Here is a 15,234-nt window from a genome sequence, read left to right as displayed (position 1 = left end):
GCTTTGCCGCCCGCTCATTCCAGCCGGTCCGGAAAACCTTCGGCGCGCAAATCCGTGGCAAGCAGTTCCTCGAGCAGTTTCACGATCTGGGTCGATTGCGCCTGGCCGCCAAAGGCCGCGCGCCCGCGCAGGAAGGTCTGGTTGACCTGCGAGGCCAGATCCAGCGGCACGCCGAATTCGCGGCCAAAGCCGATGGCGAATCCCAGATCCTTCAGCGCCAGATCCATCGAGAATCCAACATCGTAACTGCCGTTCAGGATCAGCTGGCCTTCGGTTTCATGCACGAAAGAGCTGCCCGATGAGGCCGCAATCGCCTCCCAGGCGGTTTTCAGGTCAAGCCCGCCGCGTTTGGCCAGCATCAATGCCTCGCCATCGGCGACGAGATGGATGAAGGCCAGCATATTAGTGATCACCTTGATCACCGCCGCAGAGCCAAGCGGCCCCATATGGAAAATCTTGCCGCCGATCACCTCGAGCGCCGGGAAATGCAGATCGTAAAGATCGCGGTCCCCCCCGGCGAGGACGGTGATCTCGCCTTTCGCCGCCAGATGGACACCACCGGTCACCGGCGCCTCCATCATCCGAACGCCCGCACTGCGCGCAAGCCCCGCAAGCCGCAGCACATCATCGCGCCCGAGCGTCGAATTCTCGATCCAGCTCGATCCGGGTTTCATGAAAGGCAGCATCTGCGCCAGCACGGTTTCCGAGGCCTGGGGCGAGGGCAGACAGGTGAAAACATGGTCCACCTGTTGCGCGAGTTCCTCCAGCGAGCCGACACGGTCGCCGCCTTTGCCGCAAAGCCGCTCAACGGCAGCCGGATCGCGGTCCCAGACCGTAACATCGAACCCAGCCCTGAGCAGGCTTGCCGCCAGGTGACCGCCGAGATTGCCCAGACCAACATAGCCATAGCGCATGGCCGCTCCTCCGGATGATGAAAAGGCGGGGGAAACTCCCCCCGCCAGACCACAGTCAACGCCTCTGCCCCGGGACATTCAAGGGCTGTCCGCTGCACATCTGCTATGCGCCCCCGGAAGAGTTGCGTCCGGGGGCAGGCGCGACGCCTCGTTCAGGCACCCCAGCCGACCACACCCTTGATTTCACAGAAATCATGGATGCCCCAATCGGCATATTCGCGCCCGTTGCCGGATTGCTTATAGCCCCCGAAGGGCGCGAAGGTGTCCCAGTCCGGGTAGTTGAGGTTCACCGTCCCGGCCCGCAACCGCCGCGCAATCGGTTTGGCCTCTTCAACGGGGCCTGCGATATAGGCGGCAAGGCCATAGGGCGTGTCATTCGCCATCCGCACCGCATCGTCGATACTGTCATAGGGCAGGATCGCCAGCACTGGCCCGAAGATTTCCTCGCGCGAGATGGTCATCTCATTGGTGACATCGCCGAAGATGGTCGGCTGCACATACCAGCCGCGATTGACGCCCTGAGGCCGCCCGGTACCACCGCTGATCAGCGTCGCGCCCTCATCAATGCCGGCCTGGATCAGGCGCTGCACCTTGTCATATTGCAGTTTCGAGATCAGCGGCCCCATCGTGGTCGCGGCATCGGTTGTCGCCCCGATCACCACTTCATCAGCGGCCTCTTTCGCGGCGGCATAGGCGGCCGCTGTCGCGGCGCGCGGCACGAACATCCGCGTCGGTGCATCACAGCTTTGCCCGGTATTGGCGAAACAGCCCGCAACGCCCGCCTTCACCGCCTCATGGATATCGGCCGAAGGCAGGATGATATTCGGGCTTTTGCCGCCCAGTTCCTGCGCGACACGCTTGACCGTCGGTGCGGCAGCGGCAGCAATCGCGGTGCCCGCCCGGGTCGATCCGGTGAAGCTCACCATATCCACCTCGGGATGCGAGGACATCCGCGCGCCGACCACCGGCCCTACGCCATTCACGAGGTTGAAGACCCCTGCCGGGACCCCGGCCTCATGGCAGACTTCCGCGAACAAGAGCCCGGAAAGCGGCGCGATTTCCGAGGGCTTCAGCACCATGGTGCAGCCCGCGATCAGCGCCGGCGCCACCTTGCAGGCGATCTGGTTCATCGGCCAGTTCCAGGGCGTGATCAGGGCGCAGACACCGATCCCCTCCATCACGATCCGGGTATCGCCGCGCATATATTCCCAGACCATCTCTTCCGCGGCTTTGATGGTCGATTCGATATGAACCTGCCCCGCCCAGGCCTGAGCGCCGCGCGCCCATTCAATCGGCGCGCCCATCTCAGTCGACATCGCCTGGGCAAAATCCTCATAGCGGGAATTATAGACCTCGAGGATCTTCTTCACGAGCGCGATGCGCTCTTCCACCGGCACCACAGTCCAGGCGTCAAAGGCCGCCCGCGCTGCCAGAATCGCCCGATCCGCATCCGCCTCGGTGCCAAGCGCGATATCCCCGACGATTTCCTCGGTCGCCGGGTTTTCGACCCCGGCTTTCGTGCCCCCGGGCAGCGGATCTACCCAGCCGCCATTGATATAGAATTGCCCCAGATGCTTTGAAATCGCCATATCATCCTCCAGTCATTACAATCGCGGTGCCCTGGCAGCGCCGCCTTTTGGCGCAGCTTGCGGTGGATTACCCCCAGGCGCAAGCTCAGCCACCCTACATATTGAACCGCGCCCGCATAGCGGCGTCGATCTGCGGATCATTCCGGCAACCGGCTTTTCCAGGAAACTCGTTCGTCTTCGCCAATGCCCCGTCGGCATCTGCCGCAAACTCAGATCTGACCCCAGATAATGTCCCGGCCCGCCCATAAAGACCTCTTTCATCGCCTCGTTCGAAGCGCTGTCCGGCGCCTCATCAATGCCCCTCACAAGCTGCAAGTCCTCGCCCGGAAAGCACGGCCAGGGAATTGGTGACCGCCGTTTTCCAGACGCTCTGCCTGTCGGGGAACCTGCTTCCCGGGATCACCGATACGGCCCCGCCGGGCAGGTGGTAAAACCGCTGCATCTGCGCGCTGGCCGCACTCAGTATCAGCAGATGCACGCCTCCCTCACCTCGCCGCTTTCTTTCGCGAATTGCAGCACTGGCACGGCGAAGCGGGCCAAGCCGGAGACAAACAACTTCGCCCGCCGTGACCATAGGCCAGATCGCAAACACATCGCCGACATGGTCCATATCAAAGATCGGGGTGCCAGCCTGTTTCGTCGTGCTGGAAAGACTGGTGCAAAGCGTATCCGGATCGATACCACGCACTGCAAAACCCGCGATCCCTGCATGTATGTTGGTCCCCGAGGGATAATGGTCATGTTTCGGATCGCGCGCGGGCAGCGTTAAAGGGGGTGCCATCTTCGCCAACATTTCTTCGATCAGCGCGCGCGGGCATCAGATGCCACCATTTTCGCTCTGGATCTCCGCGGCCCTGATCTGGACCATGACGCCCCAAGACGGCGTATTTGCAGATCGATCATCACCAGCGCCCGAGAGGCACGGCGCGGTGGATCACCTCCATCCTGGCACCTTTATGTGGCTTCTGCTGATCCTCCTTTCACCCGGGCCGGATCGGGCGCATATCCTACCGGCAAAGGCGCCGCCCCCAGGTGACAACCTTCAACTCGAGCGTGCTGAGCGGAAACCGGCATCCGCGCAGGCCCGATTTCATTCCCGCGCCGCGCCTCGCAAAAGCAGCCTGTCGATCTCATCCCCCGAGGCCGTGGCGCTGAGCGGCGCAAAGCTTCCCTCACCCAGCATCGCGGCCGTTGCGTCGCGGATCGCGGCATGGGTCAGCCGCGCGATCTGGCTGCCGGTCGAGATCCGCCGCACCCCCATGGCGGCAAGCTCTGCCACCGTCATCGCCTTCAGCGGCCCCGCCGCCAGCGCATTGACCGGCGCCCTGACCGCCGCAAGAACCTGCGCAAGCTCTGCCCGCCCCGGTGGCACCGGCAGATACAAAAGATCCGCGCCGGCCAGTTCAAAGGCCTGCAAACGGCGGATCCCCTCACCCAGATCATAGGCCCCGTTCATCACCCCGTCGGCGCGCGCGCAGAACACGAAAGGCCGGCCAAGGGCGCGGGATGCGGCAACCCCAGCCCGCACCCGCTCCACCGCAAGCCCGAACTCACAGGCCGGGTTGCCCGCAACCATCCGGGTATCCTCAACCGAAATTCCCGAAAGTCCGACCTCTGCGGCCAGCCGCACGGTTTCGGCCACCACCTCCGGCGCATCGCCGAAACCGTTCTCAAAATCGCCCGAAACCGGCAGATCGGTGGCAGAGATCAGATCCGCCGCATGGGCCAGCGCCTCATCGCGGCTGACGCCGCCCATATCCGGCCGCCCGAGCGTAAAGGCATGCGCCGCCGACGACGTCGCCAGCGCCTTTGCTCCCAAAGCCGCCATCATCCGCGCCGATCCCCGGTCCCAGGGATTGGGAATCACAAAACACCCCGAAAGGTGCAAATCCGCAAAATCCTGATGCCGCGCTGCCAGCTTCATTCATCTGTCCTTAAATATCCTCGGGGGGTTCGGGGGGCAGAAAGCCCCCCGTCCCGGCCCGTCACATACGAATACGCTCCGATTTCGGGTCATACATCGGCGCAAGGCTCGCGACGGCCTTATGCCGCACCCCCGCCACCTCGATCTCATAGGCCGAGCCCAGCACATCCGCCTCGCTCTGCCCCTTGCAGGGCACATAGCCCATGCCGATCGCACCGCCCAAAGCATGACCGTAATTTGCCGATGTCACCGGGCCGACAATCTCGCCGTCGCGCACAATCGCCTCATTATGGAACAGGGACACCATCGGATCCTCCAGCCTGAACTGCACCATCCGCCGCGCCACGCCTTCGGCTTCGACCCGCAGCACCGCGTCACGCCCGATGAACTCCGGCTTTTTGGTGCGCACGGCAAAGCCAAGCCCGGCCTCCAGCACGTGATCCTCGTCAGTGATGTCATGGCCCCAGTGGCGGTAGCCCTTTTCGATCCGACAGGAATCCAGCGCATGCAGCCCGCAAAGCTTAAGCCCCAGATCCGCCCCCGCGGCCTCAAGCGCCTCAAAGACATGCGCGGTCTGGTCGCTTGACACATAAAGCTCCCAGCCGAGCTCGCCGACATAGGTCACCCGATGCGCCCGGGCGAGCCCGTAGCCGACCTCGATCTCGCGCATGGTCGCGAAAGGATGCGCCGCGTTCGAGAAATCATTCGGACTGATCTTTTGCATCAGGTCACGCGATTTTGGCCCCATCACGCAGAGCACCGATTCCGCTGCGGTCACATCGGTGATCACCACGAATTCATCGCCGAGATGGCGGCGCAGCCAGGCCAGATCCCGCTGCAAAGTGGCCCCCGGCACCACCAGCATGAATGCGCGCTCCGACAGCCGCGTCACGGTCAGATCGCTCTCGATGCCGCCCTTCTGGTTCAGCATCTGGGTATAAACGATACGACCCGCCGCCACATCCATCTGCCCCGCACAAACGCGGTTCAGGAAGCTCACCGCATCGCGCCCCTCGACCCGGATCTTGCCGAAAGACGACATATCGAACAGGCCGACAGTCTCGCGCACCGCCATATGCTCGGCCTTCTGGTTCTCAAACCAGTTCTGCCGCCCCCAGGCATAGCGATATTCACGCTCCTGCCCCGGGTTCGCGAACCAGTTCGCCCGTTCCCAGCCCGCAACCTCCCCAAAAACGGCACCGCGCGCTTTCAGGTGTTCATGCAGGGGCGTGCGGCGCACACCCCGCGCGGTGACCACCTGGCGATAGGGATAGTGATCGGCATAAAGCAGCCCCAGGGTCTCGGTCACCCGATCCTTCAGATAACGACGGTTCTTCTGGAACGGCTGTGCCCGGCGGATATCGACATCCCAGAGATCGAAAGGAGCCTCGCCGGTGGTGATCCACTCTGCCAGCGCCATGCCAGCGCCGCCCGAAGACACGATCCCCACCGAATTATAGCCAGCCGCCACCCAATAACCGCCCAGCTCCGGCGCGGGGCCAAGGTAATAGCGGTCATCGGGGGTAAAGCTTTCAGGACCATTAAAGAAAGTGTGGATGCCGGCGGTCTGGAACATCGGCATCCGGTTCGCCGCATCCTCAAGGATCGGCGCGAAATGATCCCAGTCTTCGGGGAGCGTATCAAACTCGAAATCCTCGCGGATCCCCGCCATCCCCCAGGGCTTTGCCACCGGCTCGAACGCACCGACCATCATCTTGCCGGCATCGGTCTTGTAATAGGCGCATTCATCCGGCACCCGCAAAACCGGCATATCGGTGAGCCCCGCCACCGGCTCCGTCAGCAGGTAGAAATGCTCGCAGGCATGCAGCGGCAGCGTGACCCCCGACTGCGCCGCAAGGTCACGCCCCCACATGCCGCCGCAATTGATCACCACATCTGCCGCGATATGGCCCGGGCCCTCCGGCCCCTCGTAATCGACGCCCGTGACCTGGCGCTTGCCGCCCGCTGCCGGCCCCTCTGTCACACCAGTGACCTTGACGCCCTCGACAATCTTCGCGCCCCGCATCCGCGCGCCTTTGGCCAGTGCCATCGCGATATTGGCCGGATCACATTGGCCATCGCCCGGCAGATGCACGCCGCCGATCACACCATCGGTGTTAAGATGCGGATACATCGCTTTGATTTCAGAAGGAGAAATCTCGGTCACATCCACACCGAAGATCCGCGCCACTGTCGCCTGGCGCAAAATCTCCTGCATCCGGTCGGCGGTCAGCGCCACCGTCATCGACCCAACCCGTTTCAGGCCCGTCGCAACGCCGGTCTCTTCCTCCAGCCTGCCATAAAGATCCGCCGAATATTTCGCGAGCCGCGTCATATTCTGATTGGCGCGCAGCTGCCCGATCAGCCCCGCCGCATGCCAGGTGGTCCCGGAGGTCAGCTTGCGCCGCTCCAGCAGAACCACATCCGTCCAGCCCGCTTTCGCCAGGTGATAGGCCACCGAGCAGCCCGAAATGCCGCCCCCGATCACCACTGCCCGCGCCGTTTTCGGAACATCGACCACGATGTTACCCTTTCATCTGTCTGTAAATATCCCGGGTATGCCCCGGATCAGCGCCACCGGATCAAGCGATCCGGTGGCATGGGGCAGCGCCCCGGTCCCGCTTTCAAGTCAGGCGCGGATCCGCGCGTTCTTCGCATCCCAGAGCGGTTCATCCGCCTGCACCACCGCAGCAAAGCGCTCGCCGAAGATCTCAACTTCCAGCGCCTCACCCGGCACATTCAGATCAACCCGCAACATCCCGAGACCAATGCATTTTCCAACCCGATGCCCGAAATAGCCCGAGGTCAGTTCACCCACGACCTGATCGCCTTTCCAGATTGTCGACATATAGGGCGGATCAAAGGCGCCTGCCTCGATCACCAGGGTCGCAAAGCGCTTTGCAACACCGGCCTGCCTTTCGGCCTCCAAAGCGGCGCGACCGCGGAAAGCAGGTTTCCCCCAATCGACAAATCTCTCAAGACCGCCCTGCAAGACATTGTAATCTGTCGAAAGATCACCCTTCCAGCCGCGATAGCCTTTCTCGATCCGCAGCGAATTCAGGGCAAACATCCCGAAGGGTTTCAGCCCCAAAGGCGTGCCTGCCGCAAGGATCGCATCATATACCACCGGCGTATCGGCCAGGCGGGAATGGATCTCCCAGCCGAGCTCCCCGGCAAAACTCACCCGCGCCAGCCAGACCTCGCGCCCGGCAATCCGCCCGGTCTGATGCGAGAGCCAGCCCTTCGCAAGATCAGCTTCAGTCCCCGCCGCCTCCAGCACCGCCCGCGCCTGAGGCCCGGTCAGGATCTGGCAGGACCAGTCATTGGTGACCTCGGTCAGGCTCAGCCCCGGTGCAAGATGCCGCTCCAGCCAGGCACGGTCATGCGACTGCGCCGTTGCCGCCGTGATCAGCAGGATCTCATCTTCCGCAAAGCGCGCGACCGACATTTCCGTGACGATCCGGCCCTTGTCATCGGCGAAATAGGCCAGGCCCAGCCGCCCGACCGATGGCAGCTTGCCGGTGGTCTGCTCCAGCAGCCAGGCGGCCGCGCCCTCACCCGACAGCCAGTAACGTGAGAAGCCCGGCAGATCGAGGATACCACAGGCATCGCGCACCGCCTCACATTCGGCCTTCACCGCCCCGAACCACGGCCCTTCGCGTTTCCAGGTGCGCTGCGCCGCCTCAGTGACGTCATCACCGGGCCGCGCATACCAGAGCGCGCGCTCCCAGCCATTATAGGGCCCGAATTGCGCGCCAAGCGCCTCGACCCTGTCATGCACCGGCGACAGCTTTTTGCCGCGCCCCTCGCCCCAGGCGTGATGCGGGAAATGCATCGCATATTCGTTGCCATAGACTTCCTTGCCCTTGGCGACGCAGTAATCGTGATCTTCAAACCCGGTAAACCGGCGCGGATCGCAGGACCACATATCCCATTCGGTCGCGCCCTCGGTGATCCATTCGGCCAGCACCTTGCCGGCCCCGCCGCCCTGGCAGATGCCAAAGGTGAAGACACAGGCCTCAAAGGCATTCGGCACGCCGGGCATCGGCCCGATCAGCGGATTGCCATCCGGCGTATAGGGGATCGGCCCGTTGATGACCTTTTGCAGCGCCGCCTTCTCCAGCAGCGGCACCCGGGCCATCGCATCGGCAATATGCCATTCCAGCCGCTCAAGATCATCGGGGAAGAGCTGAAAGCTGAAATCCTCCGGCATCGGGTCATCGGGTGTCGCCCAATGCGCGCGGCAGGGGTTTTCATAAGGGCCAAGGTTAAAGCCCATCTTCTCCTGACGCAGGTAATAGCTCGAGTCGACATCGCGCAGAAGCGGCAGCTTGGCGCCGCTTTCTTTCGACCAGGCTTCAAGTTCGGGAATGGTGTCGAACAGCAGATACTGATGGCTCATCACCATCATCGGCACCCGGCGATTGAAAAGCTTACCGACCTCAGCCGCATAGTAACCTGCGGCATTGACGACATATTCTGCCCGGACCTCGCCCTTCGGCGTCGAAAGCACCCATTCCGACCCGGTCCATTTCGCCGCTGTCACCGGGCAGAACCGCTCGATGCGCGCGCCCATCTGGCGTGCCCCTGTAGCCAGCGCCTGGGTCAGCTGCGCCGGATCAATATCGCCGTCATAGGGGTCATAAAGCGCCCCGGTCAGATCATGGGTCTCGAGGAAAGGATAGCGGCCCCGGATCTCATCCGGCCCCAGCACTTCCAGATCCATCCCCTGATAACGGCCCATGCCGGCGACACGTTTAAATTCCAGCAGCCGCTCATCGCTATGGCCCAGCCGCACCGAGCCGGTGACATGGTAATTCATCGGATAGCCGACCTCATCACCAAGCCCGCGATACAGCCCCGCTGAATAGCGCTGCATATTCATGATCGACCAGGAGGCGGAAAAGGTCGGCACATTCCCCGCCGCATGCCATGTCGACCCGGCGGTCAACTCGTTTTTCTCCAGCAGGATCACATCTTTCCAGCCTGCTTTCGCAAGGTGGTAAAGTGCCGAGACGCCCACCACGCCCCCCCCGATGATCGCGACCCGCGCGCTGGCCAGTTCCGTCATTTTATTCTCCCTGATTGCCTCCAATATCCGCCAGCTTCCCGCCCCTTTCAATTCGGCGCAGAGGCGGCTATTGATCGGCCTATCCGATCAGAACCGCTCACCTGGCCATCCTCATGACAGCAACAGTCCGGGGATCCGGGGGCCTGCCCCCGGCGGCTTCAGAAAGAACGCAGCCATGCAAATCGAACTTATCGAGACCTTCCTCGATCTTGCCGAAAGCCGCAGCTTCCACCGCACGGCCGAGCGCCTCGGCGTCACGCAATCGACCATCTCGGCCCGCCTCCAGGTGCTGGAAACCGCGCTCGGCGCGCGGCTCTTTGACCGTTCCCGCGCCGGCACCATGCTGACAACCGAAGGCAAACGGTTTGAGCCCCATGCCCGCATGTTGCGGCATGAATGGAACGAGGCGCGCCGCCATATCCAGGTGCCGACCGGTGCCGGACATCTGCTGCGGCTCGGGATCCAGAATGACCTCTCGGCGATTTATCTCGGCGAATGGGTTGTCGGGATCCGGCGGCAATTTCCCGATATCGCGCTTCATATCGAGCCCGATTATTCCAATCAGATGTGCGCGGATCTGCTCACAGGGATCCTTGATTTCGCGGTGATGTTTTCACCGAAACCGCATCCGGATCTGCATTTCGAAAGCCTGGGCGATGCCGGCTATCACATGGTCTCGACCGAAGTGACTGCGCTTTCCGGGGTGCGACCGGAACGGTTCATCTTCTCGCATTTCTCGCCCGCTTTTCAGGAGATGCACCGCCAGGTCACGCCCGACCTGGTGAATTCACCGATCTCGGTCGGGCAAAGCGGCTCGGTCACCTCGCTTCTGATGGGAATGGGCGGCACCGGCTATGTGCTGGAGGCGACAGCCCGGGAGATGATCGCCGCCGGCAAGGTCATGGCGGTGGCGGATGCGCCGGTTCTGCGCCAGCCGGTCTATGCGGCGATGCATATCAGGCACCGGATCACGCCACTGCACCGAAAGCTCAGCCGGATCGTCAGCCGCAAGCTTGGCGGGCATGGTGCGTTTCAGACGCAGCCGGAGGCATGACGGCTGTCGATTGCCTCCGGCGGGAACATTTAGCTCAGGCGGAAACCTGGTCACGCCGGATCGGGTTGGTCCAGGCCCGCCGACCGGCAGCGTCGATAACCACAACCCGGATCCAGGGCGTCTCGCCCTGCCATTTCAGCGGCACTTCGGCACGGGTCATGGAGGATCCGTGTGTGACGTTTGAGCTTGACCCATGGCCGATGGCGATCACCCATTCCACGGCGCTCGATTCGACGATGACCCGGTCGCCTTCGACGCGGAAATCATGGATTTCGGGGCCCTGGCTTGAATAGAAATCGCCGCGTTTCAGGGCTTCCAGCAGCGCATCCGGGGTGTTTTCCTCAGCCTTCACCATGGTCCAGCCGCCAAAGGCGTCGGGAACCGCCAGATGGGAATCGTCGGTCGCGATCAGAGTAATGTCGCGCCCTTCCGAGATCAGCAGATCGGCAATCGTGCCGCCATCGCCGCGATCCGCGCCGACAGCCGAGCCGTGATTATAGATCTCGACCGCATGGGCGGCGGTGATCGAACGCGCATCATCAAGGGTCATCCCCGACCAGTGCGGATGCGCGATGGTCACGAAAGCACCGGCGGCGGCGGCACGGGCCGCGATCTCGGGTCCGGTTTCCTGGCCCGGATGGGCATGGAAATCAGCGCTGCCCACTTTCGGAAAGTCCAGCGGCAGGCCAACGGCAAGGATATGCCAGAGCTCGCCGTTCTCCATCGCGCCGGAATGCAGCTCTGCCCCCAGAATGGTCGTGAAACCTTCGGCCCGGAACGGCCGGGTATCAACCAGCGGATAGTCATAATGCCCGACATAGTGATCGGTCAGGGCAAGAAAATCATAGCCTTCCGCCTGGTAGCGGCGGCAAACTTCCTGAGGCGGCAGCGCGCCATCGGAACGATCCGAATGGCTGTGGAGATTTCCGCGCCAGAAGCGGCCAGGGGCGGTGAAGGCGGATTGGCGGACCATGTCTGCTCCGGTTGAATTGCATGTTAATATCCCAGGCCGCCGGCGAGGGCGGCACGGGTGGCGGGGCCAGGGACCATATCGCCGGCTCCGGTAACGCTTATGCGACAGGGGCGGCGCGGCCAACTCTGCCGCGCTACAGAGGCGGCGGCAAGTCCCCACCTCGATACGGCGCATGGCCGGCATGTGGTTTCACCGGCAGCAATGGGCGGCTCTCATCCCGATGCGCAAACCACAATCAGCGAGGCCGCGCTGCGCGGCGCTGTTCCGACCGGCCCCACAGGGCCAGACCCTGCGGGGCCGGGCATGTTCCCTGGCGCGATATGCAACCTGTTTCGCGACGTCGAGTGATCCCCACGCCCGACCCCGCAATATCAGCGGGCGGCCTTGCCTGTCGCGAAATCCCGGCATCGCCCCCCCCCTTTAGCCTGGTCAGAAATCCCTCCGGATCCGAACATGTCACCCGTGGGATCTGTGCAAAGCCATCGCCTCATGCCGCTGGCGGGCGGAACGCGTGATCCGGCTTCAGGCCCCACTATGCCCGATAGCCGGAATAGCGGTCGCACCCATCGCGGGATGGATCTGGCAGGCCGCGTTACCGGTACCGGCACCCGGGCTGCGCCGTATCTGATGACCACTGCGGTGACGAGCCTGAGCCATTTGTCACCCCCCAGATCGTCACGGCGCAATGCGGGGCCTCGGGAGGGGTCAGATCGTGATCTCTGCGCAAGGGAGGCGGCTCCCGTACCCACTGCCGGGCAACGGGAGCCGCCAGAGGGCGGGATGAGAGGCGCGATCGGTCCATGGCGCATGATGGGCACGTCTTCCCCCCGTCACAAAACCCCGCTAGCGTCCTGGCAGCCATGACTTCAGCCAGCCCGACAAAAGCCAGCCCCCCCTCAGACAGCCGCGAGGTGCCCTTTCCGGGTCGCGCCCCGGCGCCGTCGCTGGCCGAATTGTCGGCCGCGTTCTGGCGGATCGGCCTTTGGTCCTTTGGCGGCCCGGCGGCGCAGATCGCTTTGCTGCACCGCGTGGCGCTGGAAGAAAAGTTCTGGATCAACGAGGAGGAGTATGCGCGCGCGCTTTCCTTTTGCATGCTGCTTCCCGGCCCCGAGGCGATGCAGCTTGCAACCTGGATCGGCTGGCGGCTGCGCGGCATTAAAGGCGGGCTGATTGCCGGCGGGCTTTTTGTGGCTCCGGGCGCGGTGCTGATCACAGTCCTCGCGGCGCTCTATACAGGGTTTGGCACCATCCCCCTGATTCCGGTGCTGTTTACCGGCATCCAGGCGGCGGTACTGGCGATTGTCGCGGCGGCCCTGATCCGGCTTGGGCAAAGGGCGCTGCAAACGCAGGAGGCGCGGATCATCGCGCTTTTGTCCTTTCTCGGCCTGTTTGTCTTTGCCCTGCCCTTCCCGCTGATCCTGCTGGCGGCTGCGTTTTGGGGCGGGCTGCAGGCGCTCCGATCAGCATCCAGGCCAGCGTTGCGCGTGGCCAGCCCCTCGGCCACGGAACCGCCCGCGCCCGCACGGGCTGCCGGTGACATCTGGCGGGAGGCCGTCTGGCAAGGGGCGCTCTGGCTGGGCCTCTGGCTTGTGCCGCTGGCCCTGCTGGTGGTTTTCGGGCCAGAGCGGCTGGCAGAGATCGGGGTCTTTTTCGCGAAACTGGCGGCGCTGGCCTTTGGCGGCGCTTACGCACTGATGGCCTGGATGGCGCAGGAAATGGTCGATCTGCGCGGCTGGCTGACGACCGGGCAGATGATCGACGGGCTGGCACTGGCGGAATCGACGCCGGGGCCGCTGATCCTTGTGACCTCATTCACCGGCTGGATCGCGGGGTTTCAGGATGGTGGCCCCCTCATGGCGCTTGGTGGCGCGGGCGTTGCGCTCTGGATGACCTTCCTGCCGTCATTTCTGTTCATCTTCGCCGCGAGCCCCTTTATCGACAGGCTGCTGGCGGTACCGGTGCTTGCCGGAGCCATGGCGCGGATCACGCCTGCCGTCGTCGGGGTGATCGCCAATCTCTCGCTCTGGTTCGCTCTGCATGTGCTGTTCACCGACCATCGCGAGATCAGCGCCGGACCGGTGCAGATGCTGCTGCCTGACCTCGCGACGCTGAAACCCCTCTCGCTTGCCATCGCTTTGGCGAGCGGCGTCGCGCTCTGGCGGCTGCGCCTTCCGATGCCGCTTGTTCTGGCACTGGCTGCCGGTGCCGCCCTGCTGCTCTCGCATTTGTGACTGCTTCAAATCGGGTCAGTTTCACTGGCTCCCTGTCCGCAGGCCGCGAGTTTTAGGCCAGAGGCGCGCGCTCGCCCCTTTCCTTGACGGCCAGATGTTTTATGGTGGCGCGAAATGGCAGGGGAACCGGATGACGCGCAGTATCGACTATGGAAACCTGATGCATCAGGCTATGCGCGGCCTGATCCGCTCGGTGCTGGACGATGTGGCGGCACATGGCCTGCCCGGAGCGCATCACTTCTTTATCACCTTTGACACCACCCATCCCGATGTTGCCATCGCCGACTGGCTGAAAGAGCGCTACCCGACCGAGATGACGGTGGTGCTGCAACACTGGTTCTCGGGGCTTGAGGTCACGGATGAGGGATTCACCGTGACGCTGAACTTCGGCAATTCGCCCGAGCCGCTGGTGATCCCCTTTGATTCCGTGCTGACCTTTGTCGATCCCTCGGTCGAATTCGGGCTGCGCTTTGAAAGCCAGCATGATGATGACGATGAGGAAGACGAGGCAGAGGAAGGCGAGGACGAGGCAGAGGATGCTGCCCCCGCGCCGCGCCAGGAGGCTGAAGTTGTCAGCCTTGATCAGTTCCGCAAGACCTGAGCCCGGGCACTGAGCCGGATATCTCCTCCCATGCGTGTCATCCGTCTTTATGCATGACCCGCCAGGCTGCGACGGCAACGGCCTCGGCCTTTACGGCCCGCGACAGCGTCAGAGGCGGCATCTGTCGTCGTCCTACCGGTCGGCGGCGCGCTCGGCGCGGCAGGACTGTATCGGAAACGATGGTGCCGCGAGAGATGCTGCGAAAGACCGGCTCATCCGGCGGATGGACCTGAGACATGACACGGGAGTAATCCCGTATGAGGACAGGATAGGCGATGGAAAGTGATCTCGCATTGTTCCGGAGGCGCCTTATGCGCAATCCCCGGCAGATCTCGGCCATCGCGCCCTCGTCGCGGGTGCTGGCCCGTGCGATGACCGCAAAGATCGGCCCCCATAGCGGCAAAGTGGTGGAATTCGGGCCCGGCACCGGACGGTTTACCGAAGCGATTCTTGCGCGCGGCCTGCCGCCCGAGAATCTGACGCTTTTCGAGCTCGATGATGAATTTGTCGATTTCCTGCGGCGGAAATTTCCGCGCGTGACCGTGCATAAAACCGGCGCGCAGGAGGTGCGGGCACTTGTCGGCAGCGGCGTGTCGACGGTGATCTCGGGCCTGCCGCTTTTGTCGATGCCGGACCCGGTGCGCCGCGCGATTGTCGGTGCGGCCTTCGATGTGCTGGAGCCGGACGGAGAATATGTACAATTCACCTATGGCCCGCGCCCGCCGGTGCCGCCCGAGATCATCAGCGATCTGGGCCTGGCGGTGGACAGAGGCCATAAGGTCTGGGCCAATCTGCCGCCGGCACGGGTCTACCGCTTTCGCCGCGCGTGAGTGAGGCGACAAAGCCTGCGCGCCGTCCCGGGCGGGGGATCCCGCCC

11 protein-coding genes are annotated in these 15,234 nt (G+C 63.5%); 4 read left to right on the top strand and 7 right to left on the bottom strand.

The window, feature by feature from the left end; all coding sequences use genetic code 11:
- Window positions 1-14: 14 nt before the first annotated feature.
- The 6 genes from M3484_RS00535 to M3484_RS00510 all read right to left on the bottom strand — a co-directional run bounded on the left by M3484_RS00535 (window position 15) and on the right by M3484_RS00510 (window position 9,498).
- Window positions 15-914, bottom strand: coding sequence for an NAD(P)-dependent oxidoreductase (locus M3484_RS00535; protein WP_249495321.1), 900 nt, complete (start codon window positions 912-914; stop codon window positions 15-17).
- A 152-nt stretch (window positions 915-1,066) separates the two neighbouring features.
- Complete coding sequence (locus M3484_RS00530) at window positions 1,067-2,503, bottom strand: aldehyde dehydrogenase family protein (protein ID WP_249495320.1); 1,437 nt, start codon at window positions 2,501-2,503, stop codon at window positions 1,067-1,069.
- 292 nt (window positions 2,504-2,795) lie between these two features.
- Window positions 2,796-3,284: a hypothetical protein gene (locus tag M3484_RS00525; RefSeq protein WP_249495319.1), complete on the bottom strand. Its 489-nt coding sequence runs from the start codon at window positions 3,282-3,284 to the stop codon at window positions 2,796-2,798.
- A gap of 309 nt (window positions 3,285-3,593) precedes the next feature.
- Complete coding sequence (locus M3484_RS00520) at window positions 3,594-4,427, bottom strand: isocitrate lyase/PEP mutase family protein (RefSeq protein ID WP_249495318.1); 834 nt, start codon at window positions 4,425-4,427, stop codon at window positions 3,594-3,596.
- Window positions 4,428-4,488: 61 nt separating this feature from the next.
- A complete protein-coding gene (locus M3484_RS00515) occupies window positions 4,489-6,948 on the bottom strand; it encodes a GcvT family protein (protein ID WP_249495317.1) in 2,460 nt (819 codons plus the stop codon).
- Between the two features lie 108 nt (window positions 6,949-7,056).
- Window positions 7,057-9,498: a GcvT family protein gene (locus tag M3484_RS00510; protein ID WP_249495316.1), complete on the bottom strand. Its 2,442-nt coding sequence runs from the start codon at window positions 9,496-9,498 to the stop codon at window positions 7,057-7,059.
- Window positions 9,499-9,673: 175 nt separating this feature from the next.
- Here M3484_RS00510 and M3484_RS00505 point away from each other — a divergent pair, with 175 nt between their 5' ends.
- Window positions 9,674-10,552: a LysR family transcriptional regulator gene (locus tag M3484_RS00505; protein WP_249495315.1), complete on the top strand. Its 879-nt coding sequence runs from the start codon at window positions 9,674-9,676 to the stop codon at window positions 10,550-10,552.
- Between the two features lie 34 nt (window positions 10,553-10,586).
- Here M3484_RS00505 and M3484_RS00500 read toward each other — a convergent pair whose 3' ends face one another.
- Window positions 10,587-11,525, bottom strand: coding sequence for a CehA/McbA family metallohydrolase (locus M3484_RS00500; RefSeq protein WP_092896936.1), 939 nt, complete (start codon window positions 11,523-11,525; stop codon window positions 10,587-10,589).
- Window positions 11,526-12,385: 860 nt separating this feature from the next.
- Between M3484_RS00500 and chrA the strand changes: the two genes are divergently transcribed.
- From chrA to M3484_RS00485, 3 genes are all read left to right on the top strand, one after another.
- Window positions 12,386-13,756, top strand: coding sequence for a chromate efflux transporter (gene chrA, locus M3484_RS00495; protein WP_249495314.1), 1,371 nt, complete (start codon window positions 12,386-12,388; stop codon window positions 13,754-13,756).
- A gap of 130 nt (window positions 13,757-13,886) precedes the next feature.
- Window positions 13,887-14,357: an SspB family protein gene (locus M3484_RS00490; protein WP_092901539.1), complete on the top strand. Its 471-nt coding sequence runs from the start codon at window positions 13,887-13,889 to the stop codon at window positions 14,355-14,357.
- Between the two features lie 311 nt (window positions 14,358-14,668).
- Window positions 14,669-15,187 carry a class I SAM-dependent methyltransferase gene (locus M3484_RS00485; protein WP_249495313.1) on the top strand — a complete coding sequence of 173 codons (519 nt, stop codon included), beginning with the start codon at window positions 14,669-14,671 and terminating at the stop codon, window positions 15,185-15,187.
- The last annotated feature ends 47 nt before the right edge of the window (window positions 15,188-15,234 follow it).

Origin of the sequence: Pseudomonas sp. GX19020, assembly GCF_023371075.1 — a bacterium.
Taxonomy (GTDB): Bacteria; Pseudomonadota; Alphaproteobacteria; order Rhodobacterales; family Rhodobacteraceae; genus Pseudogemmobacter.
The sequence above is the reverse complement of the archived record's forward strand: the minus strand, read 5'-3'. Positions and strand labels throughout refer to the sequence as shown.

Excerpts from the sequence above, each read along its gene's own strand:
- M3484_RS00490 (WP_092901539.1), top strand. The coding sequence starts at position 13,887 with ATGACGCGCAGTATCGACTATGGAAACCTGATGCATCAGGCTATGCGC.
- M3484_RS00510 (WP_249495316.1), bottom strand. The coding sequence starts at position 9,498 with ATGACGGAACTGGCCAGCGCGCGGGTCGCGATCATCGGGGGGGGCGTG.
- M3484_RS00505 (WP_249495315.1), top strand. The coding sequence starts at position 9,674 with ATGCAAATCGAACTTATCGAGACCTTCCTCGATCTTGCCGAAAGCCGC.
- chrA (WP_249495314.1), top strand. The coding sequence starts at position 12,386 with ATGACTTCAGCCAGCCCGACAAAAGCCAGCCCCCCCTCAGACAGCCGC.
- M3484_RS00485 (WP_249495313.1), top strand. The coding sequence starts at position 14,669 with ATGCGCAATCCCCGGCAGATCTCGGCCATCGCGCCCTCGTCGCGGGTG.
- M3484_RS00520 (WP_249495318.1), bottom strand. The coding sequence starts at position 4,427 with ATGAAGCTGGCAGCGCGGCATCAGGATTTTGCGGATTTGCACCTTTCG.
- M3484_RS00535 (WP_249495321.1), bottom strand. The coding sequence starts at position 914 with ATGCGCTATGGCTATGTTGGTCTGGGCAATCTCGGCGGTCACCTGGCG.
- M3484_RS00500 (WP_092896936.1), bottom strand. The coding sequence starts at position 11,525 with ATGGTCCGCCAATCCGCCTTCACCGCCCCTGGCCGCTTCTGGCGCGGA.
- M3484_RS00525 (WP_249495319.1), bottom strand. The coding sequence starts at position 3,284 with ATGGCACCCCCTTTAACGCTGCCCGCGCGCGATCCGAAACATGACCAT.
- M3484_RS00530 (WP_249495320.1), bottom strand. The coding sequence starts at position 2,503 with ATGGCGATTTCAAAGCATCTGGGGCAATTCTATATCAATGGCGGCTGG.